This is a genomic window from Pseudomonas lini (genome assembly GCF_001042905.1).
In the GTDB taxonomy this organism is placed as follows: domain Bacteria; phylum Pseudomonadota; class Gammaproteobacteria; order Pseudomonadales; family Pseudomonadaceae; genus Aquipseudomonas; species Aquipseudomonas lini.
Window position 1 is genome coordinate 432303 of sequence record NZ_JYLB01000006.1, and the last position, 24552, is coordinate 456854.

At 60.5% G+C, this 24552-nt stretch carries 17 protein-coding genes; 13 read left to right on the top strand and 4 right to left on the bottom strand.

Going from position 1 to position 24552, the window contains the following annotated elements; genetic code table 11:
• The first annotated feature begins 97 nt into the window (after positions 1–97).
• From dgcB to TU81_RS20210, 4 genes are read left to right on the top strand one after another with little or no spacing between them, the layout of a single operon-like run.
• Positions 98–2047, top strand: a complete 1950-nt coding sequence (dgcB, locus tag TU81_RS20195) for a dimethylglycine demethylation protein DgcB (RefSeq protein ID WP_048396377.1) — start codon at positions 98–100, stop codon at positions 2045–2047.
• Positions 2047–3267, top strand: a complete 1221-nt coding sequence (etfA, locus tag TU81_RS20200; RefSeq protein WP_038981121.1) for an electron transfer flavoprotein subunit alpha — start codon at positions 2047–2049, stop codon at positions 3265–3267. The genes dgcB and etfA overlap by 1 nt, the downstream gene beginning before the upstream one ends.
• Positions 3268–3282: 15 nt before the next feature.
• Positions 3283–4053: an electron transfer flavoprotein subunit beta gene (etfB, locus tag TU81_RS20205; protein WP_030128552.1), complete on the top strand. Its 771-nt coding sequence runs from the start codon at positions 3283–3285 to the stop codon at positions 4051–4053.
• A 21-nt stretch (positions 4054–4074) separates the two neighbouring features.
• The gene (locus tag TU81_RS20210) at positions 4075–4641 is read left to right on the top strand and encodes a GNAT family N-acetyltransferase (protein ID WP_030128551.1); all 567 of its coding nucleotides are present in this window, start codon (positions 4075–4077) and stop codon (positions 4639–4641) included.
• A 393-nt stretch (positions 4642–5034) separates the two neighbouring features.
• Here the strand turns inward: TU81_RS20210 and TU81_RS30340 are convergent, their stop codons facing one another.
• Positions 5035–5265 carry a hypothetical protein gene (locus tag TU81_RS30340; protein ID WP_151152222.1) on the bottom strand — a complete coding sequence of 77 codons (231 nt, stop codon included), beginning with the start codon at positions 5263–5265 and terminating at the stop codon, positions 5035–5037.
• A 500-nt stretch (positions 5266–5765) separates the two neighbouring features.
• On the opposite strand from TU81_RS30340, the gene TU81_RS20215 reads away from it, so the two are divergent.
• The 3 genes from TU81_RS20215 (at position 5766) to TU81_RS20225 (ending at position 12484) form a co-directional block, all read left to right on the top strand.
• Positions 5766–9224 (top strand): alpha/beta fold hydrolase, encoded by a 3459-nt coding sequence (locus TU81_RS20215; RefSeq protein ID WP_038981123.1) that lies wholly within the window; start codon positions 5766–5768, stop codon positions 9222–9224.
• A gap of 120 nt (positions 9225–9344) precedes the next feature.
• Positions 9345–11213 carry a c-type cytochrome gene (locus TU81_RS20220; protein WP_048396378.1) on the top strand — a complete coding sequence of 623 codons (1869 nt, stop codon included), beginning with the start codon at positions 9345–9347 and terminating at the stop codon, positions 11211–11213.
• Between the two features lie 26 nt (positions 11214–11239).
• Positions 11240–12484, top strand: a complete 1245-nt coding sequence (locus TU81_RS20225) for a metallophosphoesterase (protein ID WP_048396379.1) — start codon at positions 11240–11242, stop codon at positions 12482–12484.
• 123 nt (positions 12485–12607) lie between these two features.
• Here TU81_RS20225 and gbcA read toward each other — a convergent pair whose 3' ends face one another.
• Positions 12608–13903, bottom strand: a complete 1296-nt coding sequence (gbcA, locus tag TU81_RS20230; protein ID WP_048396380.1) for a glycine-betaine demethylase subunit GbcA — start codon at positions 13901–13903, stop codon at positions 12608–12610.
• Positions 13904–14185: 282 nt separating this feature from the next.
• On the opposite strand from gbcA, the gene gbcB reads away from it, so the two are divergent.
• A complete protein-coding gene (gene gbcB, locus TU81_RS20235; protein ID WP_038981130.1) occupies positions 14186–15286 on the top strand; it encodes a glycine-betaine demethylase subunit GbcB in 1101 nt (366 codons plus the stop codon).
• A 148-nt stretch (positions 15287–15434) separates the two neighbouring features.
• Here gbcB and TU81_RS20240 read toward each other — a convergent pair whose 3' ends face one another.
• Together TU81_RS20240 and TU81_RS20245 are read right to left on the bottom strand one after the other, a co-directional pair.
• Positions 15435–16259, bottom strand: a complete 825-nt coding sequence (locus TU81_RS20240; RefSeq protein ID WP_048396381.1) for an SDR family oxidoreductase — start codon at positions 16257–16259, stop codon at positions 15435–15437.
• 226 nt (positions 16260–16485) lie between these two features.
• Positions 16486–17526, bottom strand: a complete 1041-nt coding sequence (locus TU81_RS20245; protein WP_038981133.1) for a threonine aldolase family protein — start codon at positions 17524–17526, stop codon at positions 16486–16488.
• 127 nt (positions 17527–17653) lie between these two features.
• Between TU81_RS20245 and TU81_RS20250 the strand changes: the two genes are divergently transcribed.
• The 5 genes from TU81_RS20250 (at position 17654) to TU81_RS20270 (ending at position 24550) form a co-directional block, all read left to right on the top strand.
• Entirely contained in the window at positions 17654–18370 is a 717-nt protein-coding gene (locus TU81_RS20250) for a TraX family protein (protein ID WP_048396382.1), read from the top strand.
• 294 nt (positions 18371–18664) lie between these two features.
• The gene (gene glyA, locus TU81_RS20255) at positions 18665–19918 is read left to right on the top strand and encodes a serine hydroxymethyltransferase (RefSeq protein ID WP_038981136.1); all 1254 of its coding nucleotides are present in this window, start codon (positions 18665–18667) and stop codon (positions 19916–19918) included.
• Between the two features lie 23 nt (positions 19919–19941).
• Positions 19942–21192: a sarcosine oxidase subunit beta gene (locus tag TU81_RS20260; protein WP_038981138.1), complete on the top strand. Its 1251-nt coding sequence runs from the start codon at positions 19942–19944 to the stop codon at positions 21190–21192.
• Between the two features lie 14 nt (positions 21193–21206).
• Positions 21207–21536, top strand: a complete 330-nt coding sequence (locus tag TU81_RS20265) for a sarcosine oxidase subunit delta (protein WP_033053963.1) — start codon at positions 21207–21209, stop codon at positions 21534–21536.
• Positions 21533–24550 (top strand): sarcosine oxidase subunit alpha, encoded by a 3018-nt coding sequence (locus TU81_RS20270; RefSeq protein WP_048396383.1) that lies wholly within the window; start codon positions 21533–21535, stop codon positions 24548–24550. The genes TU81_RS20265 and TU81_RS20270 overlap by 4 nt, the downstream gene beginning before the upstream one ends.
• Positions 24551–24552: the final 2 nt, after the last annotated feature.

The window sequence follows — 24552 nt, forward strand, 5'->3', positions numbered from 1 at the left end:
CCATCGCCTTCGCGGGCAAGCCTCGCTCCTACAGGGATTCGAGCAAGGCATCCAGGTAGTTAGGCCTGCAAGACCCCGAGGTCTTTGGGAGCTCCACATGTTGAACACCCTTCTTCCAATCCTGTTGTTCGCTGCCTTGGGCCTGGCTGTCCTGGGCGCGTTGCGGCGGGTGGCTATGTGGCGTCAGGGCCGGGCTTCGAAAGTCGACCTGATCGGCGGTCTGTTCGCCATGCCCAAACGCTACATGGTCGATTTGCACCACGTCGTCGCGCGGGACAAATACATTGCCAACACCCACGTCGCCACGGCCGGTGGTGCGGTGGCGTCGATTGTGCTGGCGATTCTGGTGCATGGTTTTGGCCTGCATAACCGCATCCTCGGTTATGCACTGCTGCTGATGTCGGCGGTGATGTTTGTCGGCGCGATCTTTATGTTCCTGCGCCGTCGCAACCCACCGGCCCGCTTGTCCAAAGGCCCGTGGATGCGCTTGCCGAAAAGCCTGATGGCGTTCTCGGCGTCGTTCTTCCTGCTGACCCTGCCGGTTGCCGGCATCCTTCCGGAAAACTTCGGTGGTTGGGTGGTGGCTGCGATCCTCGGCGTCGGTGTGCTGTGGGGCGTTAGCGAACTGTTCTTCGGCATGACCTGGGGCGGGCCGATGAAGCACGCCTTCGCCGGTGCCTTGCACCTGGCCTGGCACCGTCGCGCCGAACGTTTTGGTGGCGGTCGTTCCACCGGTTTGAAACCGCTGGACCTGAATGACCCGAACGCTCCGCTGGGCGTGGAAAAACCCAAGGATTTCACCTGGAACCAACTGCTCGGCTTCGACGCCTGCGTGCAGTGCGGTAAATGTGAAGCCGCGTGCCCGGCGTTCGCCGCCGGCCAGCCGCTGAACCCGAAAAAACTGATTCAGGACATGGTCGTTGGCCTGGCCGGTGGCACTGATGCCAAGTTCGCCGGAAGCCCCTATCCGGGCAAATCCATCGGCGAACACGGTGGTAATCCGCATCAACCAATCGTCAACGGTCTGGTGGACGCTGAAACCCTGTGGTCCTGCACCACTTGCCGTGCCTGCGTCGAGGAATGCCCGATGATGATCGAGCACGTCGACGCCATCGTCGACATGCGTCGCCATCTGACTCTGGAAAAAGGCGCGACCCCGAACAAGGGTGCCGAAGTCCTGGAAAACCTGATCGCCACCGACAACCCGGGCGGCTTCGCGCCGGGCGGGCGGATGAACTGGGCGGCGGATTTGAACCTGAACCTGCTCAGCGAGAAAAAATCCACCGACGTGCTGTTCTGGGTCGGTGACGGTGCCTTCGACATGCGCAACCAGCGCACCCTGCGCGCCTTCGTCAAAGTGCTGAAAGCGGCCAAGGTCGACTTCGCGGTGCTGGGTCTTGAAGAGCGCGACAGCGGTGACGTGGCCCGACGCTTGGGCGACGAAGCGACCTTCCAGCTGTTGGCCAAACGCAACATCCAGACCCTGGCCAAGTACAGCTTCAACCGCATCGTCACGTGCGACCCGCACAGTTTCCACGTGCTGAAAAACGAGTACGGCGCCTTCGACGGTAACTACCTCGTGCAGCACCACAGCACTTACATGGCGGAGATCATTGGCGAAGGCGCCCTGAACCTCGGCCAGCACAAAGGCAGCAGCGTGACCTATCACGACCCGTGCTACCTCGGCCGCTACAACGGTGAATACGAGGCGCCGCGTGAAGTGCTGCGCGCACTCGGGATTGAAGTGAAAGAGATGCAACGCTCAGGTTTCCGTTCACGCTGCTGCGGCGGCGGTGGCGGTGCACCGATCACCGACATTCCGGGTAAGCAGCGGATTCCCGACATGCGCATGGAAGACATCCGCGAAACCGGTGCCGAACTGGTGGCCGTGGGTTGTCCACAGTGCACTGCGATGCTCGAAGGCGTGGTCGAACCGCGTCCAATGATCAAGGACATTGCCGAACTGGTGGCCGATGCGTTGCTCGAAGACGCAACGCCGGGAAAGCCATCGGCACCGGCCAAACGTGAACCTGCGGAGGTGCATTGATGAGCGACATTATCCGCCGCGACCCACGCGCCGAATGGATCGCCCGCAACCGCTTGCACCCGCTGCATGCGGCCATGCAACCGGCGCAACACAGCTGGATGGGGCCTAACGGCCTCATCCGCAAAAATCCTCACGGGATCGGTTTTATCGGCCCCAACGGCATCAAACGGATTGACCGCAGCGGCGCTCAGCAGGGCGGGGCGACCAAACGCTCGGCCGCGGTTGAAGTGCAATTGCCGCTGCATCAAGTGGCTGCACCTGCGTTCTACATCAGCGTGGTGCCGGACATGGTCGGCGGCCGCTTGAGCAGCCACGACCGCGACTTGCTCGGCCTGGCTCATCAGTTGGCCGGCAAGGACGGCGCGGTACTGGCCGTGGTCTTCGGTGAGCACAAGGAAAACGCCTTCGCCACGGCTGGCGTGGATCGCTTGCTGGTGCTTGAGGGCGACGAATTCAGCGGTTATGCACCGGAACAACGAGTCCAGGGCCTGCGGGCTGTTGATAACCAGTTCAGCCCTCGTCACTGGTTGCTGCCGGACAGTCGCAGCGGTGGTGGCGAACTCGGTCGACGCTTTGCCGCCGCATTGGGCGAACGCCCGGCCACGCGGGTCTGGCAGGTCAAGGATCAGGAGTGCATCGGCCGCGCCGGTGCTGGTTTGCAAGACCTTGCACGTCCGGTCGCTCGCTTGATTCTGGCTGCGGCCGAATGCGCTGAACCGGTCAGCGAAACCCGTCATGAGGCCTTGCCGGTGGAGTTATCCACAGCGGTCGCTCGCAGCCTGTCGCGGATCGAAGATCTGGGCGCGGTGGCGGTGGATCCGGCGGCGATTCCGATGGCCGAAGCCGAGTTCATCTTCTCCGGCGGTAACGGGGTCAAGGACTGGGGACTTTTCCACAGGACGGCCGAGGCGTTGGGCGCGACCGAAGGTGCATCGCGAGTGGCGGTGGACGACGGCTTCATGGCCCGGGACCGTCAGGTCGGTGCGTCTGGCACCTGGGTCACGGCACGGGTTTACGTGGCGGTGGGTATCTCCGGGGCAATCCAGCACCTGCAAGGCATCGGTGCCTGCGACAAGGTGGTGGCGATCAACCTCGATCCTGGCTGCGACATGATCAAACGGGCCGACCTGTCGGTGATCGGCGAGAGCGCCGAGATTCTTCAAGCCTTGATCGATGCGGTAGAGGCTTACCGCAATGAAGCCAAGCGCGATGCGGCTTAAGGGAAGGAAAGGGTTATGAGCACGAAAATCATCAGTCTGGTGTCCATCGGTGCCCACCCGACCTCCGGCCGGCCACGCCGCGCCGAGCAGGATGCGCGGGCGGTTGAACTGGGTTTGCAACTGGCTGGGGATAACCTGCAAGTGCTGCATGCCGGCGACGTCGCGGAACCGGCACTGCGCGCTTATCTGGGCATGGGCCTGGAACAGCTGCATGTGCTGGAGCAACCGGAAGGTGCTGATGCGCTGCCGGCGTTGACCGCGTATCTGCGCGATGCCGGGGCACAAGTGGTGCTGACCGGCAGCCAGGCGGAAACCGGTGAAGGTTCGGGCATGTTGCCGTTCCTGCTGGCGGAAAGCCTTGGCTGGCCACTGGTGGTGGGGTTGGCGCAGGTCGAATCCATCGATGGTGGTTCGGCGCTGGTGCTGCAGGCCTTGCCGCGCGGGCAGCGTCGTCGCTTGAAAGTGCGCCTGCCATTTCTGGCGACTGTGGATAACGCGGCACCCAAGCCTCGGCAGAGCGCCTACGGTCCAGCGCGGCGCGGGGTGTTGCAGGCGGATGAAGTCGAAGTGATCGACGATGAACTGCTGGCGGTGGCCACGCTGCAACCGGCCAAGCCACGGCCAAAACGCTTGAAAGTGATCAAGGCCAAGAGCGGTGCAGACCGCATGAAGGCCGCGACGGCCAAGGCCAGTGGCGGAGGCGGGCAAGTGCTCAAGGGCGTCACCGCGCAGGCGGGCGCCGAAGCCATTCTCAAGTTGCTGATTGAAGAAGGCGTGGTTCGCTAACGGTCCTGTGGAGCCCGGTAAATGGCAGTTGAGTTTCGTTCGGCCCTGCGCGCGGATGCGCGGGAGATTGCTCGCTTGTTTCAGATTTCCTCAGAAGGTGCGGCGGATTACATCTGGAGCCAACTGGCGCAGCCTGGCCAGGACTTGCTGGAGGTCGGTGCCAGTCGTTACGCACGTGAAGACGTTGATTTCTCTTATCAGAACTGCCTGATCGCGCAGGCCGAGGGAAAGGTCATCGGCATGCTGCACAGCTACGCGATGCGCCACGATCCGCAGGCCGCTCCCGTGACCGATCCGGTCCTGGCGCCGTATGCGACGATGGAAATCCCCGATACCCTTTATATTTCGAGCCTGGCCCTGCATGAGGGCTGGCGCAATCAGGGGTTGGGCAAGCAATTCCTCGCCTACGCCTACGACCGTGCCAACCGGTTGGGGCTCAACGGCTTGAGCCTGATCGACTATGCGGTGAACACCGGCGCCCGGCGGTTTTATGAGCGCCATGGCTTCCGGATCGTCGATACCTGCCAGATCACGCCCCACCCAATGATTCGGGTCACGGGGGAAGCCTATTTGATGTATCGGCCTTAAGGCTGAGCCCTGTTCGTGTGGGAGCGGGCTTGCTCGCGAAAGCGGCGGGTCAGTCGACATCGATTTTGAATGCCAGTCAGCCTTCGCGAGCAAGCCCGCTCTCACATGGGTTCAGTGTCGAACACTGATTATGTGCACATCAACGTTACCCACAATCCCTGTTAGCGCTTCTGTGGATAACATGTTCGCGCCTCGCTACACCCCATGCCCATCAAGCCCTCCAGCCCTCAGTACAAAAAACACCCAACCTAAGCCACGGTTTTTTCGAGCTTTTTCCACAGAACAACGTCGCTCATGAGCCGATACTTGCCCCCAATCTCTGTTGGCGCTTCTGTGGATAAGATGTTCGCTGTCAGCTACAGGCTATATAAACCGGGGCTTTCAGTGAGTTGATCAAATAATGCTCAATTGACCCTTTTCTTCCCCTGATTCTTCCGCAAACCCTGAATTTTCGCGGCTTTCAGCGGTTTTCCACAGAACCTGCAAAGTTGCCCCCAAAGTCTGTTGGCGCTTCTGTGGATAAGGTGTTCGCCATCCTCTGCACGTCATATAAACCGTGGCCTGCAGGCTTCTGATCAAAAAACGATCAATGCTTGCGTAAAACCCTGCTTCCGGATAAGTCACGGTTTTTCTTGGTTTTTTGTGAATAAATTTGCCCCGTCATCCACAGTTGTCCCCAATAGCTGTGGGTGGAGATGTGGATAACTTGTTCGCTAAACCCTACGAGCCACAGCCCATATAGGCTACAACGCGATAGATCAGATTTCATACAGTTCTAAGGCACTTCCTTGACTTCGATCTGTCGCCTGTCTTCACTCACAGGCACAAAGGACAGCCGTCACTTATCCACATCTGGTTCAGGGAGAACGCGTGATGGATAGCCAGCCACATCGCTCGCAGCCACATTCGCACCCCAGCCCCTGCATAACCTGTGTTCCGACACCCGCCACCTTGCTGCGTAAACGGATTCACCGTCGCGCCGCCAATCAGCGCGCTCGCCTATAGCTCCCTGCCCATAACGCCGCTGCCATTGAGGCCCGACCGTGCCCGGTGACCAGGCGTTTGTTCGTCTTTCGATTGCAGGCAACCACAGAGTTGCCCATCTGCCTGAGAGGAAATGACCCATGACACGGATCGCCACGCCCATCAGCGACATCAAGGAACACTACGACGTGATCGTCATCGGCTCCGGCTATGGCGGCGGGATCGCGGCGTCGCGCCTGTCCCGGGCCGGCAAGCGGGTGTGCCTGCTGGAGCGAGGCCGGGAAATACAGCCCGGCGAATACCCCAATACGATGCTGGCGGCCACTGAAGAACTGCAAGTCCATGACCCGGATGGGCACATCGGTTCGCGCACCGGGTTGTTCGACCTGCACGTCAATGCCCAGCAGAACGTGGTGGTCGGTTGCGGCCTGGGCGGCACGTCGCTGATCAACGCCAACGTTGCGCTGGAACCGGAGCCCGGCGTGTTCGACGATCCACGTTGGCCGTTGGCGGTGCGTGAACACCGCGACACGTTGCTCAAGGATGGATACGCCCGGGCTCGGGAGATGCTCAAGCCCAATCCTTACCCAGGCACGTCGCCGGTGTTGCCGAAACTGGAAGCCAACAAAAAATCCGCGGACTACCTCAAGCAAGGCGCGCACTTCTACAAGCCGCCGATCAACGTGACCTTCGACAAACTGCCGAACAACCTCAACCACGTCGGCGTCGAGCAATTACCGTGCAACCACTGCGGCGACTGCGTGTCGGGCTGTAACAACAAGGCCAAGAACACCACGCTGATGAATTACCTGCCGGATGCCTGGAACCACGGCGCGGAAATTTTCTGCCAGGCCGAGGTGCGGCATCTGGAGCGTGACGCCGACGGCGACGGTTGGATTGTGCATTTCCAATACCTGGACAGCGGCCGCGAGAAGTTCTCGGCACCGACGCTATTCGTCAAGGCGGACATCGTCGTGGTGTCGGCCGGCACCCTGGGCTCCACCGAAATCCTCCTGCGCTCTCGGGACAAAGGTCTGTCGACGTCCAATCAGCTCGGCGAAAACATGAGCGGCAATGGCGACATCCTCGGTTTCGGTCACAACTGCGACCAACCGATCAACGGCATCGGTTTTGGCGCGCATCCGGCCAGTGAAATGAAACCGGTCGGCCCGTGCATCACCTCGATCATCGACATGCGCACCGAAGGCGACTGGCGCAGCCGCATGGTCATCGAAGAAGGTTCTATCCCCGGCGCGCTCGGCCGACCCATGGTGCCGAGCATGGCCGCGTTCGCCGGGTTGATCGGCAAACCCACCGATGACAGCTTCAGCGGCAAGCTCAAGTACGCCGAGCGCGAAACCGAAAGCTTCCTGCGTGGCCCGTATCACGGCGCCCTGCACAACATGCAGACCTACCTGATCATGAGTCACGATGACGGCAAGGGTCGCATGGTGCTCGACAGCAAGGATCAGCTGCGCATCGACTGGCCGGGTGTTGGCGAGCAGGAAAACGTCAAACTCGGTAACGAGCGTCTGCACCAGAGCACCAAGGCATTAGGCGGGATCTGGGTCGAGAACCCGATCTGGACCGAGCTGCTCAAACACAGCATCGTTTCCGTCCACCCGTTGGGCGGTTGTGTGATGGGCGAGGACGCGGAACAGGGCGTGGTCAACCACAAGGGGCAGGTATTCAGCAGCGCCAGTGGCACCAATGTCTATGCCGGGTTGTACGTGACCGACGGCGCGGTGATTCCGACTTCCCTGGCGGTCAATCCGCTGCTGACCATCTCCGCCGTGAGCGAGCGCAACATGGGCCTGCTGGCGGCCGATCGCGGTTGGCATATCGATTACACGTTGCCCTCTGCGCCGCGCAAACAGGTGGCGCCGCCAACCCTTGGCGTGCAGTTCACCGAGACCATGAAGGGCTATTTCTCCAAGGACTTCACCCAGCCTCAAGGCACCGATCTCAAACTCTACGAGGCGGCGGCCAAACGCGGCGAGTCGGATAACTCGCCGATCGAGTTCACCCTGACCATCACCGCCAACGACCTCAACCGCATGATCAAGGAGCCGGAACACGCCGCGACGCTGGTCGGCACGCTCAATGCGCCGGGCCTGTCGCCGGAGCCGCTGACCGCCAGCAATGGCGTTTTCAACCTGTTCGAGGAGTATCAGGAACAAGTCGGCGTGCGGCACATGAATTACGACATGAAACTGACCGCCGAGGACGGCAGCGATTATTACTTCAGCGCCTTCAAAACCGTGCCCGAAGACAACGGCGTGCTGAACGTCTGGCACGACACCAGCACCCTCTACGTAACGCTGTATCGCGGGTCGGACAAGACCGGCGAGGTGATGGGTTCGGGTGTGATGCACATCCATCCAGTCGATTTCGCCAAGCAGATGACCACCATGAAGGTGCTCAATGCCCGCAACGAACGCGAGCGTATCGATGGGCTGGCGCGGTTCGGCAAGTTCTTCGCCGGCATCTTGTGGGAGAGCTACGGCGGCGTGTTCGCGGGTGACATCTACTTCAACCCTGACGCACCGCCGCGGCAGAAACGCCCATTGGATGCGCCGATCCCGAGCGTGCAGTTCTTCCAGACCGAAGACAACGTACAGCTACGCCTGACCCGCTATCAGGGCGGCAGCAAAGGGCCGGTGATGCTGGTCCACGGTTTGGGCGTAGGCTCGAATATTTTCTCCACCGACACCATCCAGACCAACCTGCTGGAGTACCTGTGCAAGCACGAGTACGACGTCTGGCTGCTGGATTTGCGGGTGAGCATTCTATTGCCCGCGAGCAAGAAGGAATGGAACGGCGATCAGATTGCGCAATACGACTTCAAGGCCGCCATCGCGCAGATCCAGCAAGCAACCAAGGCCGCGGACGTGCAATGCGTGGTGCATTGCTACGGGGCGACCACCTTCTTCATGTCGTTGCTGGCCGGATTGCAGGGCGTGCGTTCGGTGGTGTGTTCGCAGATCGCGGCGGATACGGTGGTCGCCACGGCAACCGGGCTCAAGGCAGGTCTGCACCTTCCGGGGATGCTTGACGCCATCGGCATCAAATCCCTCACCGCGTATGCCGACAACAAGGAGAGCTGGTTCAACAAGCTCTACGACAAGGCCCTCAACGGGTATGCCCGCATCGAGGCTCAGGGCTACTGCACCAACCCGGTGTGCCATCGCATCACCTTCATGTACGCGTCGCTGTACCGGCATGACACGCTCAACGAGACCCTGCATGACAACCTGCATGAGCTGTTCGGCGAATCGAACATGCAGACCTTCGAGCACTTGGCGTTGATCCTGCGCAAAGGCCATCTGGTGGACTTCAAGGGCCAGGACGTCTACATGCCGCACTTCGACCGGCTGACCATGCCGATCTGCTTCATCAGCGGCGAAGACAACCAGTGCTACCTGCCGGAAAGCACGCTCAAGACCTATGAGCGCGTGTGCAAAGCCCATGGACCGGAGCGCTACAGCCGGCATGTAGTGCCGGGTTACGGGCATATCGACTGCATGTTCGGCAAGAATGCGGTGGTCGATGTGTACCCGATCATCCTGCAACACCTGGAGAAAACGGCCCTCGGCTAGGTGATCGTTCCCACGCTCCGCGTGGGAGTGCCGCCATGGACGCTCTGCGTCCGCTTGTGTGACGCAGAGCGTCACGGGATGCATTCCCACGCGGAGCGTGGGAACGATCTGGGGAAAAATATGGACAGTTACATCCGCTGGTTTCAACGCTTCATCTGGATAGGCATTGTGATGAACATGGTCTTCGCGATTCCGGCGCTGTTTGCGCCGGCGTTGCTGACCTCGATGCTCGGGATGCCGCCGCAGCTCTCCGATCCGTGGCTGGAAAACGCCGGCATGCTGTTGGTGGGGATCAGCCTGTTCTACATGCCGTCTGGCTTCAACGCACCAAGATACGTCGTGCATTCATGGCTATGCGTGCTGTCGCGACTGGTCGCCGTGGCGTTCTGGATCTACCTGATCAACACCAGCAACCAGGCTCAGGTGTTTGTGCCGATGCTGCTGGGCGATCTGAGCATGTTCCTGATCCTCGGGGTTCTGCTGTACCTGGGCAGCGCGCCAGCCAATCGACCCTTGGCGTTGCTTCGTGACGGCTGGTATGAGTGGCGCGCAGCGTGGGCGCGACGCTGGCAGCGGCACAGCTTCAAAGTCGCCACGCTGGTCGTGGTACTGGCGCTGGGGTTTATCTGTTACGAAACCTGGTACCAGATGCTGCGGGTGGTGCCGGCAGAGCAATACGCCTCCGATGAGGATCACTACAAATACGGCGCCATCGGCCTGGGCATCGAGGCGCGGATTCCCTATTACCTGTTCGCCGTATTGCCGCAGATGTGCCCGGATAAACTGCCGAAACCCGGCGGCTACGAAGTCTTCGGTTTCCTCTACGAGAACGGCAAGGACCTGCCGATCGGCATGGCCAAGCGGCAGATCGGCTACCCGACCGTAGAGCCCAACTGCGCCCTGTGTCACACCGGCTCCTACCGGGCCAATACCAGCGATGTCGCCATCCCGGTGGCCACCGCTCCGGCCAACACCCTGCAACTGCAGGCCTTCCAGTGGTTCGCCTACAATTGTGCCAGCGACCCGACATTCACCCCGGACGCGGTGATGACGGCGATCAACAGCAAGTTCCAGCTCGGGTTTTTCGAGCGCTTGTACAACCGCTACGTGATCATTCCGATGGCCACGAGCGCGCTGGTCAAGCAGAAACAGGCCTATGCCTGGCAACGCCTGCGCGCACCGCAAGGGCCGGGGCGCACCGACACCTTCAACCCGACGAAAATGGTGGTGTTCGGCTTTCCGGATGACTCGACCATCGGCACCGTCGACTTGCCGCAAGTCTGGAACCAGAAGCCGCGGGAGTCGCTGTACCTGCACTGGGACGGCAACAACAACGACATCCATGAGCGCAACTACGCGGCCGCGATGGCTGTGGGCGCAACGCCGGAGTCGGTGCTGCCGGCCAGCTTCAACCGAGTGACCAACTGGTTGCTGGGCCACAAGGCGCCGGCATGGCCGTTCACGCTGGATCAGGCCAAAGTCGCCCGGGGCAAACCGGTCTGGGAAAACAACTGCGCCGGTTGCCACGATTTCGGCCGCACCGACACCGGTCAGGTCACCACCAGCATTGATGAACTGGGCACCGATCCCCATCGGCTGAACTCGTTCACCAATGGTTTAGTGACGGCTTTCCATGGCTTCAAGAAATCGCCGTTCGACTTTGGCGCCTATCGCAAGACCCAGAGCTACAGCAACACGCCCACCGACGGCGTCTGGTTGCGCGCGCCGTACTTGCACAACGGTTCGGTGCCGACCCTGTGGGACTTGCTGCAACCACCGGAAAAGAGACCGCTGGTGTTCTTCACCGGCTCCGATGTGTATGACCAGGACAAAGTCGGCTTCGTCACCAGTGGCCAGCAGATGAAAGCCTCGGCGGACTTCAAATACGACACCCGTCTGGAGGGCAACCACAACGGCGGCCATCTGTACGGCACGCAGCTGTCGGAACTCGATAAGCGGGCGCTCATCGAGTTCATGAAAACCCTGTGATTCCACTACGGATGGAGGAAAGCGACATGTCATTGGTCAGTCATTGGGAACACGAGTACGACAAGGTCAAAGTGCGGCTGCATGGTTTGCTCACGCGCGTGGAAATGGCCTGGATGAAGCTCGTCAGCGAGCTCGAACCCCAGGAGTTCGAAGCCATCATTGCGTTGCTCAAACGCGGCCACGATCAGGCGCAGTACGTGCTCAAGCACGGCGAGTTGCCGGACGATCAGCCGGGCGTGCCGTGGGAGTTGTCCCATGGCTTGTCGATCCTGCGTATCGGCAATGCCAGCCCGCTGCCGCAAACGGTGGATGAGCTACAAACCCGGGTGCTGAAGGACGGCAGTCTGCTCGGTTGCCGCAAATGGGAACTGCTCGACCTGTTATGGAGTGAAGCCCTGCTGAAATGGATCGAAAACCTGCGGCATCACGCGCCGTTCGCCACTGACCCGGCACTGGTGAAAATGGATCGCGACGTGACCCTGGCGATCGCCGGCGACTGGGGCACCGGACCGTTCGACAGCCATGCCCCGGCGGTGGCGGTGGCTAATCAGATGCAACTGGCCCGAGCCAATTTCACCATTCACCTGGGGGATGTGTATTACGCCGGCACCCATTCCCAGGAAGACGTGGACATGGCCGGCTGGCCGATGGGCACGCAGGGCTCGTTCACTCTCAATTCCAACCACGAGATGTACAGCGGCGCCCACGGCTATTTCAAGGAACTGGCCAAGCGCTTTCCCGCGCAGCAGGGCACCAGTTACTTCGCGCTATACAACGACGATTGGCTGGTGATCGGCCTCGACACGGCGTATGCCTCGGACGCCATGAATCTGTACATGGATGGCACCCTGAACCAACCGCAGATCGACTGGATGAAAAGCCTGCCCCAGCGCAAGAAAATCATGGTGCTCAGTCATCACCAGGGCTTCGACATTTCCGGGCACAACAAGACGGCGCTGTATCAACCGGTGTGCGATGCCTTGGGTCGTGAGCCGGATTACTGGTATTGGGGGCATTTGCACAACGGCATCTGCTACGCCGCGCAAGGCGGGTTGCATGCGCGTTGCGCCGGGCATGGGGCGATTCCCTACGGCAATGCCAGTGAGCTGAACGGGCATGCGCGGGTGTTGTGGTCGGAAACTCAAAATGCGCGGGATGAGGCGTACCCGGATCGGGTGTTGAACGGTTATGTGAAAGTGCGGTTGGTAGGGGAGAACATCGAAGAGACGTTTATTGGGGAGGATGGGTCGGTGCGGTGGTCTTCGAGTTGATTGGGTGAATGTGCGACCGCTTTCGCGAGCAAGCCCGCTCCCACATTGGATCGGTGGCGTACACAAAATCTGTGAACGACCCGGTCAACTGTGGGAGCGGGCTTGCTCGCGAAGCTCTTGATCTTATCCCTGAACCGGAACACCTTTGAGGTACGGCGCAGGCTCGGCACCAAGGTTGTTCAGCAACCGCTCGCTGTACCAGTCCACAAAGTTCACCACGCCAAACTCATAGGTCTTGGAGTATGGCCCTGGCTGGTACGCGGTGGAGTTGATCCCGCGCTGGTTTTCTTCGGCCAGGCGACGGTCCTGGTCGTTGGTCGCATCCCAGACCTGGCGCATGCGCTCCACGTCGTAGTCCACGCCTTCGACCGCGTCCTTGTGGACGATCCACTTGGTGGTGACCATGGTTTCCTGAGCGCTGATCGGCCACACGGTGAACACGATGATGTGGTCGCCCATGCAGTGGTTCCACGAGTGCGGCAGGTGCAGGATGCGCATCGAACCCAGGTCCGGGTTTTTGATGCGGCCCATGAGTTTTTTGCAGCCCTGCTTGCCGTCGATCGTCATCGACACGGTGCCCTTGAGCAGCGGCATGCGCACGATACGGTTACGCAGGCCGAAACTGGCGTGGGCGTAAGGGATCTTCTCGGCTTCCCAGGCAGCGGCCGAAGCAGCGACGTGGTCCTTGAAGGCCTGGTCGGCACGCGGGTCGGTGACGTCGTCCCATTCCAGCAGGGTTTTCAACAGTTCCGGGTGCGACGCGTTGCAGTGGTAGCACTCGCGGTTGTTTTCCAGCACCAGTTTCCAGTTGGCTTTTTCGAACAAGGTGGTCTGGATCGCCACCTTGGTGTTCTCCATGTCGTACGGTTCCATGTAATGGTTCAGCGTCGACAGGAAGTCATCAATGGCCGGCGGGTTTTCCGACAGGCTGATGAAGATGTAACCGCCAGCGGTTTTCACATTCACAGGCTTCAAGCCGTACTGCTTCATGTCGAAGTCGGCGCCCATTTCGGTGCCGGCGAACAGCAGGCGACCGTCCAGCTCATACGTCCACTGGTGGTAGTGGCAGACCAGTTTGGCGACTTTGCCTTTTTCACTGGTGCACAGCCGCGAACCGCGGTGACGACAGACGTTATGGAATGCATGCACCACGCCGTCGGCACCGCGAATCACGATGATCGGGTTTTTGCCGACTTGCAGGGTCAGGTAGTTGCCCTTGGTCGGGATTTCGCAGGTCATGCCGGCGATCAACCACTCTTTCTGAAAGATTTCCTGCATGTCGATATCAAACAGCCGCTCGTCAGAGTAAAACGGCTGCGGCAGCGAGAAAGTGCGCTCGCGCTCTTGTAGCATCTGCGCGGTGGCCTTGCGTGCGGGTTCCAGTGGATCGCCCAGGCTCAGGGTAGTGGTGACGTCCATCGTGTGTTTCCTCAAGGCCATCTGCGTGGCCGCGAAAGTGGCTGATCAGGTTTGCTACGCAAGGTGTAAAGGTTGTGTCTTGGTATGGGGCGAGTGTGGGGCCGGCGCTCGCCAGAACCTTATCCATGGGCGACATGGCCCAATCTGTTCCCGACGCGCAACCCCCGGTAATTGGGGGCTGGTCGCGATAAGTATGTGAATGTCGCAGATAGGTAAATGGAGGGGCTGCGCTATACGCAGAATCGCCAACATAAAGGCCGGTAGTCGGCCGTGGAGATCAGCATGTCCAACAGCTTCCTGAACCCGGTAACCACCCAGACCTGGGCCAATGGTCGACACATTGTCCGTTGCGTCAAAGTCATCCAGGAAACCTGGGATGTGCGCACCTTCTGCTTTATGGCTGACCAGCCGATCCTGTTCTTCTTCAAGCCCGGGCAGTTCGTCACCCTGGAGCTGGAAATCGACGGCGTGCCAATCATGCGCTCCTACACCATTTCCAGTTCGCCGTCGGTGCCGTACAGCTTTTCGGTGACCATCAAGCGCGTACCGGGGGGCAAGGTGTCCAACTGGCTGCACGACACCCTGCATGAAGGCCAGGAACTGGCGGTACACGGGCCGGTCGGGCTGTTTAACGCCATGGATTTCACCGCGCCGAAAGTTCTGTACCTCAGCGGTGGCGTCGGCATCACCCCGGTCATGTCCATGGCGCGCTGGTTCTACGACACCAACGGCAACGTCGACATGGTGTTTATCCACAGCGCCCGCTCGCCCAAAGACATCATTTATCACCGCGAGCTGGAACACATGGCGTCGCGGATCGACAACTTCAGCCTGCACCTGATTTGCGAGAAGCATGGTCTGGGCGAGCCGTGGGCTGGTTATCGCGGTTACCTGAATCATAAGATGCTCGAATTGATGGCGCCGGACTTCCTTGAGCGTGAAGTCTTCTGCTGCGGCCCGACCCCATACATGAACGCGGTCAAGCGCATGCTCGAGACGGCAGGTTTCGACATGACGCGTTATCACGAAGAATCCTTCGGCGCGACGCCAGCGGAAGCCCGTGCCGACGCGGTGGAGCAAGCCGAACAAGCGGCGGATGCTCCGGAAGTCGACGCGGCGGATCTGCATCAGGTGGAATTCACCGCATCCGGCAAGAGCATTCGTGTGGCGCCGGGCGAAACCGTGCATGCGGCGGCGGCCAAGCTTGGTTTGCTGATCCCGAAAGCCTGCGGGATGGGGATCTGCGGGACGTGCAAGGTGATGAAGCTCGGTGGTGAAGTCGAAATGGACCACAACGGCGGGATTACCGAGGAAGACGAAGCCGAAGGGTTCATCCTGTCGTGCTGCAGCGTGCCGAAAGGGGATGTGCGGATCGAGTTCTGATCGGTATCTACGCGTCCTTGATGGCTGGCGAATATCCCTGTAGGAGCTGCCGAAGGCTGCGATCTTTTGACGTTGATTTTTAGGATCAAGATCAAAAGATCGCAGCCTTCGGCAGCTCCTACAGAGAGTTGTGGATATCCATTCCGAGTCAGTCGACAAATAGATCCGTCATCAGTTTGTCGGTGGAATCAGGCGCAAACCGATACCCTTCAAAATCTGTCACCCCATGCTCCCGCAGAATCTCCTCATCAATCAGCAAGCGCCCGGTAATGCTGCGGCCTCTGCTGCTCAGAATCGCGTAAGCCGCATCCGCCATAATCGCCGGCGAACGCGCATGCTTGAACGACTCGCGTGACCCTAGCTGAAACTCGATTGCAGCGGTCGCGATCATGGTCTGCGGCCACAGGGAGTTGACGCTGATGCCGTAGGAGGCGAATTCCTCGCTCATGCCCAAAGTCAGCATGCTCATGCCGTATTTGGTCACCGTGTAGGGGCTGTACTGGGCGAACCACTTGGTGGTCAGGTTCAGCGGCGGTGACAGGTTGAGGATGTGGCCGGCGGTTTTTTTCAGATAGGGCAGGGCAGCCTGACTGCACAGCAGCACGGCGCGGGTGTTGATCTGATGCATCAGGTCGAAGCGCTTGAGCTCAATGTGTTGCACCCCGGTCAGCTTGATCGCCCCGGCATTGTTGATCAGCGCGTCGATGCCGCCGAAATGCTCAGAGGCGTCGGCCATGGCCTGGCGCACAGCAACTTCATCACGCACATCCACCTGCAAAGCCAACGCCTTGCCACCCGCGGCTTCAACCTCCGCCGCCACGCTGAAGATGGTGCCAGGCAGTTTGGGGTGAGGAGTGGCGCTTTTAGCGGCAATCACGATGTTGGCCCCGTCCTTTGCTGCCCGCAGCGCAATCTCACGCCCGATGCCACGGCTCGCACCGGTGATGAACAGGGTTTTGCCTTGTAATGACATGCGTACGCTCCTGATTGTTGTTATCGATGCGGATCGAAACGGCTCGCCAGTCAATGTAGACCAACTCTTGCGGGATCATGATCGTTCCCACGCTCTGCGTGGGAACGCAGCCCGTGACGCTCTGCGTCACAACGGTGTTGGACATTGCGTCAGCGGTGAGGCAGGAACGCGGAGCGTCCCCAGAGGCATTCCCACGCAGAGCGTGGGAACGATCAGCTTGTGGGCTTCAGGCTGCCATGACTTCCCGAATATCTGCCGCCAGTTCAAGCACGCGTTCTTCTTCGGTGTCCCACGAGCACATGAACCGTGCGCCGCCGTTGCCGATGAAGGTGTAGAAGCGCCAGCCCTTGGCGGTCAGTGCGGCAATGGCCGGTTCTGACAGTTGCAGGAACACGCCGTTGGCCTGCACCGGGAACATCAGTTCCACGCCAGGAATGTCGCTTACCAGTTCGGCCAGCAGCTGCGCGCAGTGGTTGGCGTGGCGGGCGTATTTGAGCCAGGCGTCGTTTTCCAGAATCCCGACCCACGGCGCCGAGAGGAAGCGCATCTTCGACGCCAATTGCCCGGCCTGTTTGCAGCGATAGTCGAAGTCTTCAGCCAGTTTGTGGTTGAAGAACAGAATCGCTTCGCCCACCGCCATGCCGTTTTTCGTGCCGCCGAAGCACAGCACGTCAACGCCGGCCTTCCAGGTCAGGTCGGCTGGCGAGCAGCCCAGATACGCGCACGCATTGGAGAACCGCGCGCCGTCCATGTGCAGGTTCAGGCCCAGTTCTTTGCAGGTGGCGCTGATGGCGCGGATTTCTTCCGGGGTGTACACGCTGCCGACTTCGGTGGCCTGGGTCAGGGTCACGACGCGCGGTTTCGGGTAGTGGATGTCCTGGCGCTTGAGGGCGATTTCGCGGATCGATTCCGGCGTCAACTTGCCGTTTTCGGTGCGGGCGATGAGCAGCTTGGAGCCGTTGGAGAAAAACTCCGGCGCGCCGCATTCGTCGGTTTCGACGTGGGCGGTTTCCGAGCAGATCACGCTGTGGTAACTCTGGCACAGTGATGACAGGGCTAACGAGTTGGCCGCGGTGCCGTTGAAGGCGAAGAATACTTCGCAGTCGGTTTCGAACAGTTTGCGAAATTGATCCGATGCGCGTGCGGTCCACTCATCGTCGCCGTAAGCGCGCTGGTGGCCGTGGTTGGCCTGTTCCATGGCAGCCCAGGCTTCAGGGCAGATACCGGAATAGTTGTCGCTGGCGAATTGTTGGCTCTTATCGGTCATGGCCGGCTTCCGTGATCGAGGCGCTTGTGGCGCTTCGTTGGTCAATGATGGTGCACACTTTACCGAAGATCGTCCGGGGAGCACACGGGATGTTGCTGTCAGAAAAATACACGGTTGACGGGCAATTATGCACATGACGCAAAGGGATGGGGCGCTGGATCTGCTCAAGTGGTTGGCGCTGCTGAGCATGGTGCTCGATCACCTGCGATATGTCGGTTATTCCGTCGATCTGCTGTACGTGCCGGGCAGATTGGCGTTTCCATGGTTCTGTCTGGCGATGGCGGCGAACCTGTCGCGAGTCCATGCAGTCACGACCGACGGCCAGTGGCGTTACCTCGGTTGGTTGTTGCTGTTTAGCGCTATAAGCGAAATCCCCTACCGGATGTACATTCCTGATCACAACACCTTGAACGTGTTGCCCACGTTGGTTCTGGGTCTGTTGATCGCCCGTGGCTGGCAGCACAGGATGCTTCAGTCGCGACTATTGGCGGCCGGTGCCTTGTTGCTGGCAGCACTGTTCCCGGAGCGACTGATGTTCGGTTTCTTCGGCGTGCTGTTGCCGCTGGCGATGTTGCTGGTGATTCACCGGCCCTGGTATTTCAGCCTGCTGCCGGGGCTGGTTTGCCTGGCGGCCAATCAATGGCAAGTGCTGTATTACGCTGCGCGACTTCACAGCAATGCAGCCATCCTCGGCATTGCCGCTTGTCTGATTGCGCCATTGCTGGGGCTGTTGCTATTGCGACATGCCCAAGGCATCCGGCCACCGCCGATGCGCCGTTGGGCTTACGCGCTCTATCCCGCGCATTTCCTTGTGCTTCTGGCCTTACGCCAACTTATTGCCTGACACGCGCAAAACCCTGTGGGAGCGGGCTTGCCCGCGATGGCGGCATCACTCCAGCATTGATGTCAGCTGACCCACCGCTATCGCGGGCAAGCCCGCTCCCACAGGGGTTCCTTTCTGATTTGAAGATTGTGTTCGGTCAGGCTTTTCGGCCCATGTCGTAAACGCACCTTTGCGTGGCGTCCATAGGCATTTGACCTGTCTGCGCCGGTCATACCATCGCATCCAAAGGGCACTGCCGTAACGCCAGTGCCTTACCGAGACGAATGGCGCATAGATGCCGCTGGGAGAGACGCGATGTTCAGCAAGCAAGACCAGATCAAGGGTTACGACGATGCACTGCTGGCGGCGATGAATGCCGAGGAGCAACGCCAGGAAGATCACATCGAGCTGATCGCGTCAGAGAACTACACCAGCAAGCGCGTGATGGAAGCGCAAGGCAGCGGCCTGACCAACAAATACGCCGAAGGCTATCCGGGCAAGCGCTACTACGGTGGCTGCGAGCACGTCGACAAGGTTGAAGCGCTGGCCATCGAGCGCGCCAAGCAACTGTTCGGCGCCGATTATGCCAACGTGCAGCCGCACTCCGGCTCCTCCGCCAACAGCGCCGTGTACCTGGCTCTGCTGCAAGCCGGCGACACCATTCTGGGCATGAGCCTGGCCCACGGCGGTCACCTGACCCACGGCGCCAAAGTGTCGTCCTCGGGCAAGCTGTACAACGCCGTGCAGTACGGCATCGACACCAAGACCGGGCTGATCGACTACGACGAAGTCGAGCGCCTGGCCGTCGAATGCAAGCCGAAGATGATCGTCGCTGGCTTCTCTGCATACTCCAAGACTCTGGACTTCCCACGTTTCCGTCAGATCGCCGACAAGGTCGGTGCGCTGCTGTTCGTCGACATGGCTCACGTTGCGGGTCTGGTCGCTGCCGGCCTGTACCCGAACCCGCTGCCGTACGCCGATGTGGTCACCACCACCACCCACAAGACCCTGCGCGGTCCACGTGGCGGCCTGATCCTGTGCAAGTCCAACGAAGAAATCGAGAAGAAGCTCAACGCCGCAGTCTTCCCGGGCGCCCAGGGCGGCCCGTTGATGCACGTCATCGCTGGTAAAGCGGTGTGCTTCAAGGAAGCGCTGGAGCCTGGTTTCAAGGCTTACCAGCAACAAGTGATCGACAACGCCCAGGCCATGGCCGGCGTATTTATCAAACGCGGCTACGATGTAGTGTCCGGCGGCACTGATAACCACCTGTTCCTGGTCAGCCTGATCCGTCAGGGCCTCACCGGCAAAGAGGCGGATGCAGCACTCGGTCGCGCCCACATCACCGTGAACAAGAACGCTGTCCCGAATGATCCACAGTCGCCGTTCGTGACCTCCGGCCTGCGTATCGGCACCCCGGCGGTGACCACTCGCGGCTTCAAGGTTACCCAGTGCATCACGCTGGCCGGCTGGATCTGCGACATCCTCGACAACCTCGGCGATGCCGATGTCGAAGCGAATGTCGCGCAGCAAGTGGCAGCCCTGTGCGCGGACTTCCCGGTTTATCGCTGAGCGCGGTTTTGGAGTAAATGACTATGCAACGCTATTCGGGCTTCGGCCTCTTCAAACACTCCCTCAGCCATCACGAAAACTGGCAGAAGATGTGGCGCACGCCGACCCCGAAAAAGGTCTATGACGTGGTCATCGTCGGCGGTGGCGGGCATGGTCTGGCGACCGCCTACTACCTGGCCAAGGAACACGGCATCACCAACGTGGCCGTGGTCGAGAAAGGCTGGCTGGGCGGCGGTAACACCGCGCGCAACACCACCATCGTTCGCTCCAACTACCTGTGGGACGAGTCGGCGCACCTGTACGAACACGCGATGAAACTGTGGGAAGGCCTGTCCCAGGACCTGAACTACAACGTGATGTTCTCCCAGCGCGGCGTTTACAACTTGTGCCACACGCTTCAAGACATTCGTGATTCCGAGCGTCGTGTCAGCGCCAACCGCCTCAACGGCGTCGATGGCGAACTGCTCGATGCCAAACAAGTGGCTGACGAGATTCCGTACCTCGACTGCTCCAAGAACACTCGCTACCCGGTGATGGGCGCAACCGTCCAGCGTCGCGGCGGCGTGGCCCGTCACGATGCCGTGGCATGGGGCTTTGCCCGTGCCGCTGACGCCTTGGGCGTGGACCTGATCCAGCAGACCGAAGTGATCGGCTTCCGCAAGGAAAACGGTGTGTGCATCGGTGTTGAAACCAACAAGGGCTTCATCGGTGCCAAGCGCGTCGGTGTGGTCACCGCCGGTAACTCCGGGCACATGGCCAAACTCGCCGGTTTCCGTCTGCCGATCGAATCGCACCCGCTGCAAGCGCTGGTGTCCGAGCCGATCAAGCCGATTATCGACAGCGTGATCATGTCCAACGCCGTACACGGTTACATCAGCCAGTCCGACAAGGGCGACCTGGTGATCGGCGCCGGTATCGACGGCTACAACGGCTACGGCCAGCGCGGTTCGTATCCGGTGATCGAACACACCGTTCAGGCCATCGTCGAGATGTTCCCGGTGTTGTCCCGCGTGCGCATGAACCGTCAGTGGGGCGGCATCGTCGACACCACGCCGGATGCGTGCCCGATCATTTCGAAAACACCGGTACCGAACATGTTCTTCAACTGCGGTTGGGGCACCGGTGGCTTCAAGGCAACACCTGGCTCGGGCAACGTATTTGCCGCCAGCCTGGCCAAGGGTGAAATGCACCCATTGGCTGCACCTTTCTCCATCGACCGTTTCCACAACGGTGCGTTGATCGACGAACACGGCGCTGCTGCGGTTGCCCACTAACAGGAGAAATCCCCATGTTGCATATCTTCTGTCCTCACTGCGGCGAACTGCGCTCCGAAGAGGAATTCCACGCATCCGGCCAGGCGCACATCCCGCGTCCACTGGATCCGAACAGCTGCACCGACGAGGAGTGGGGCGATTACATGTTCTTCCGCGACAACCCTCGCGGTCTGCACCACGAACTGTGGGATCACGTCGCCGGTTGCCGTCAGTACTTCAACGCCACCCGTGACACCGTGACCTACGAGATTCTCGAAACCTACAAGATCGGCGCCAAGCCGCAGTTCACCGACAAGACCGACAGCCCGAAAGCGGCCGCCACGGCTCTGGGAGAGAAGGTATGAGCCAGATCAATCGCCTGTCCAACGGCGGACGGATCGACCGTAACAAAGTGCTGAGCTTCACCTTTAACGGCCAAGTCTACAAAGGCTTTGAAGGTGATTCCCTGGCCGCAGCCTTGCTGGCCAACGGTGTCGACATCATCGGCCGCAGCTTCAAGTATTCGCGCCCACGCGGCATCTTCGCCGCCGGTGCCGAAGAGCCGAACGCTGTGCTGCAGATCGGTGCGACCGAAGCCACGCAAATCCCGAACGTACGTGCCACGCAACAAGCGCTGTATCAAGGCCTGGTCGCCACCAGCACCAACGGCTGGCCGAGCGTGAACAACGACATGATGGGGATTCTCGGCAAGGTCGGCGGCAAGCTGATGCCGCCGGGCTTCTACTACAAAACCTTCATGTACCCGCAATCGTTCTGGATGACCTACGAGAAGTACATTCGTAAGGCTGCCGGCCTTGGCCGCTCGCCGACCGAGAACGATCCGGACACCTACGACTACATGAACCAGCACTGCGACGTGCTGATCGTTGGCGCTGGCCCTGCGGGTCTGGCGGCTGCACTGGCGGCTGCCCGCAGCGGTGCGCGCGTGATCCTGGCCGATGAGCAGGAAGAGTTCGGCGGCAGCCTGCTCGACACCCGCGAAAGCCTTGACGGCAAACCTGCCACCGAGTGGGTCGCCAGCGTCATCGCCGAGCTGAAAAACACCCCGGACGTGCTGCTGTTGCCACGCGCCACGGTCAACGGTTACCACGACCATAACTTCCTGACCATTCACGAGCGCCTCACCGATCACCTCGGCGACCGTGCTCCGATTGGCCAGGTACGTCAGCGTATCCACCGGGTTCGCGCCAAGCGTGTAGTGCTGGCGACCGGTACTCACGAGCGTCCACTGGTTTACGGCAACAACGACGTGCCGGGCAACATGCTCGCCGGCGCTGTGTCGACTTACGTGCGCCGTTACGGTGTGGCACCGGGCAAGAAACTGGTGCTGTCGACCAACAACGATCACGCCTATCGCGTTGCTCTGGATTGGCTCGACGCCAGCCTGCAAGTCGTCGCCATCGCCGATGCCCGTAGCAATCCGCGCGGTGCGCTGGTTGAAGAAGCGCGCGCCAAAGGCATCCGCATCCTGACCGGCAGCGCCGTGATCGAGGCCCGTGGCAGCAAGCACGTGACCGCCGCTCGCGTTGCCGCGATTGACGTAAAAGCACACACCGTGACCAGCCCGGGCGAGTGGCTCGATTGCGACCTGGTCGCCAGCTCCGGCGGTTACAGCCCGGTGGTTCACCTGGCATCGCACTTGGGTGGCAAGCCGATCTGGCGTGAAGACATCCTCGGTTTCGTACCGGGCGAAGCACCGCAAAAACGTGTGTGCGTCGGTGGCATCAACGGTGTCTACGGCCTCGGCGATTCGCTGGCCGATGGTTTTGAAGGGGGCGCTCGCGCCGCCAGCGAAGCCGGTTTCAGCGGGGTCGAAGCGACCTTGCCGAAAGCCCTGAGCCGTCTGGAAGAACCGACGCTGGCGTTGTTCCAGGTGCCGCACGAAAAAGCTACCGCACGGGCGCCGAAGCAATTCGTCGACCTGCAAAACGACGTCACCGCTGCCGCCATCGAACTGGCGACCCGCGAAGGCTTCGAGTCGGTCGAGCACGTCAAACGCTACACCGCACTGGGCTTCGGCACCGATCAGGGCAAGCTCGGCAACGTCAACGGTCTGGCCATTGCCGCCCGTTCGCTGAACGTGACCATCCCGCAGATGGGCACCACCATGTTCCGCCCGAACTACACGCCGGTGACCTTCGGCGCCGTGGCCGGTCGTCACTGTGGGCACATCTTCGAGCCGGTTCGTTTCACCGCACTGCATCATTGGCACGTGAAGAACGGCGCCGAGTTTGAAGACGTCGGTCAGTGGAAGCGTCCATGGTACTTCCCGAAAAACGGTGAAGACCTGCATGCCGCCGTGAAGCGCGAATGCAAAGCCGTGCGCGACAGCGTCGGCCTGCTGGACGCTTCGACCCTGGGCAAGATCGACATCCAGGGCCCGGACACCCGCGAGTTCCTCAACCGCATCTACACCAACGCCTGGACCAAGCTTGACGTGGGCAAGGCGCGTTACGGCCTGATGTGTAAAGAAGACGGCATGGTGTTCGACGACGGCGTGACTGCATGCCTGGCCGATAACCATTTCGTGATGACCACCACCACCGGCGGTGCTGCACGCGTGCTGCAATGGCTGGAAATCTACCATCAGACCGAATGGCCAGACCTGAAGGTGTACTTCACTTCCGTGACGGATCACTGGGCAACCATGACCCTGTCCGGGCCGAACAGCCGCAAGCTGCTCAGCGAAGTCACCGACGTCGACTTGAGCAACGAAGCTTTCCCGTTTATGACCTGGAAAGAAGCTCTGGTCGGCGGTGTACCGGCGCGGGTGTTCCGGATTTCGTTTACCGGTGAGCTGTCGTACGAAGTCAACGTGCAGGCCGACTACGCGATGGGCGTGCTCGAGAAAATCGTCGAGGCCGGGAAGAAGTACAACCTGACTCCGTACGGCACCGAAACCATGCACGTACTGCGGGCCGAGAAGGGCTTCATCATCGTCGGTCAGGACACTGACAGCTCGATGACCCCGGACGATCTGAACATGGGCTGGTGTGTCGGTCGCACCAAACCGTTCTCGTGGATCGGCTGGCGTGGCATGAACCGCGAAGACTGCGTGCGTGATCAGCGCAAACAGCTGGTCGGTCTGAAGCCGATCGATCCAACCAAATGGCTGCCGGAAGGTGCGCAACTGGTGTTCAACACCAAGCAAACCATCCCGATGACCATGGTTGGTCACGTGACTTCCAGCTACCTGCACAACTCCCTCGGCTATTCGTTTGCCATGGGTGTGGTCAAGGGCGGTCTGAAGCGCATGGGTGAGCGGGTGTTCGCACCGCTGGCCGACGGCAGCGTGATCGAGGCGGAAATCGTTTCTTCGGTGTTCTTCGATCCGAAAGGCGATCGCCAGAACGTGTAACA

Bases quoted from the DNA above. Each gene is read 5' to 3' on its own strand.
- dgcB (WP_048396377.1), top strand. From the start codon at position 98: ATGTTGAACACCCTTCTTCCAATCCTGTTGTTCGCTGCCTTGGGCCTG.
- etfA (WP_038981121.1), top strand. From the start codon at position 2,047: ATGAGCGACATTATCCGCCGCGACCCACGCGCCGAATGGATCGCCCGC.
- etfB (WP_030128552.1), top strand. From the start codon at position 3,283: ATGAGCACGAAAATCATCAGTCTGGTGTCCATCGGTGCCCACCCGACC.
- TU81_RS20210 (WP_030128551.1), top strand. From the start codon at position 4,075: ATGGCAGTTGAGTTTCGTTCGGCCCTGCGCGCGGATGCGCGGGAGATT.
- TU81_RS20215 (WP_038981123.1), top strand. From the start codon at position 5,766: ATGACACGGATCGCCACGCCCATCAGCGACATCAAGGAACACTACGAC.
- TU81_RS20220 (WP_048396378.1), top strand. From the start codon at position 9,345: ATGGACAGTTACATCCGCTGGTTTCAACGCTTCATCTGGATAGGCATT.
- TU81_RS20225 (WP_048396379.1), top strand. From the start codon at position 11,240: ATGTCATTGGTCAGTCATTGGGAACACGAGTACGACAAGGTCAAAGTG.
- gbcA (WP_048396380.1), bottom strand. From the start codon at position 13,903: ATGGACGTCACCACTACCCTGAGCCTGGGCGATCCACTGGAACCCGCA.
- gbcB (WP_038981130.1), top strand. From the start codon at position 14,186: ATGTCCAACAGCTTCCTGAACCCGGTAACCACCCAGACCTGGGCCAAT.
- TU81_RS20240 (WP_048396381.1), bottom strand. From the start codon at position 16,259: ATGTCATTACAAGGCAAAACCCTGTTCATCACCGGTGCGAGCCGTGGC.
- TU81_RS20245 (WP_038981133.1), bottom strand. From the start codon at position 17,526: ATGACCGATAAGAGCCAACAATTCGCCAGCGACAACTATTCCGGTATC.
- TU81_RS20250 (WP_048396382.1), top strand. From the start codon at position 17,654: ATGCACATGACGCAAAGGGATGGGGCGCTGGATCTGCTCAAGTGGTTG.
- glyA (WP_038981136.1), top strand. From the start codon at position 18,665: ATGTTCAGCAAGCAAGACCAGATCAAGGGTTACGACGATGCACTGCTG.
- TU81_RS20260 (WP_038981138.1), top strand. From the start codon at position 19,942: ATGCAACGCTATTCGGGCTTCGGCCTCTTCAAACACTCCCTCAGCCAT.
- TU81_RS20265 (WP_033053963.1), top strand. From the start codon at position 21,207: ATGTTGCATATCTTCTGTCCTCACTGCGGCGAACTGCGCTCCGAAGAG.
- TU81_RS20270 (WP_048396383.1), top strand. From the start codon at position 21,533: ATGAGCCAGATCAATCGCCTGTCCAACGGCGGACGGATCGACCGTAAC.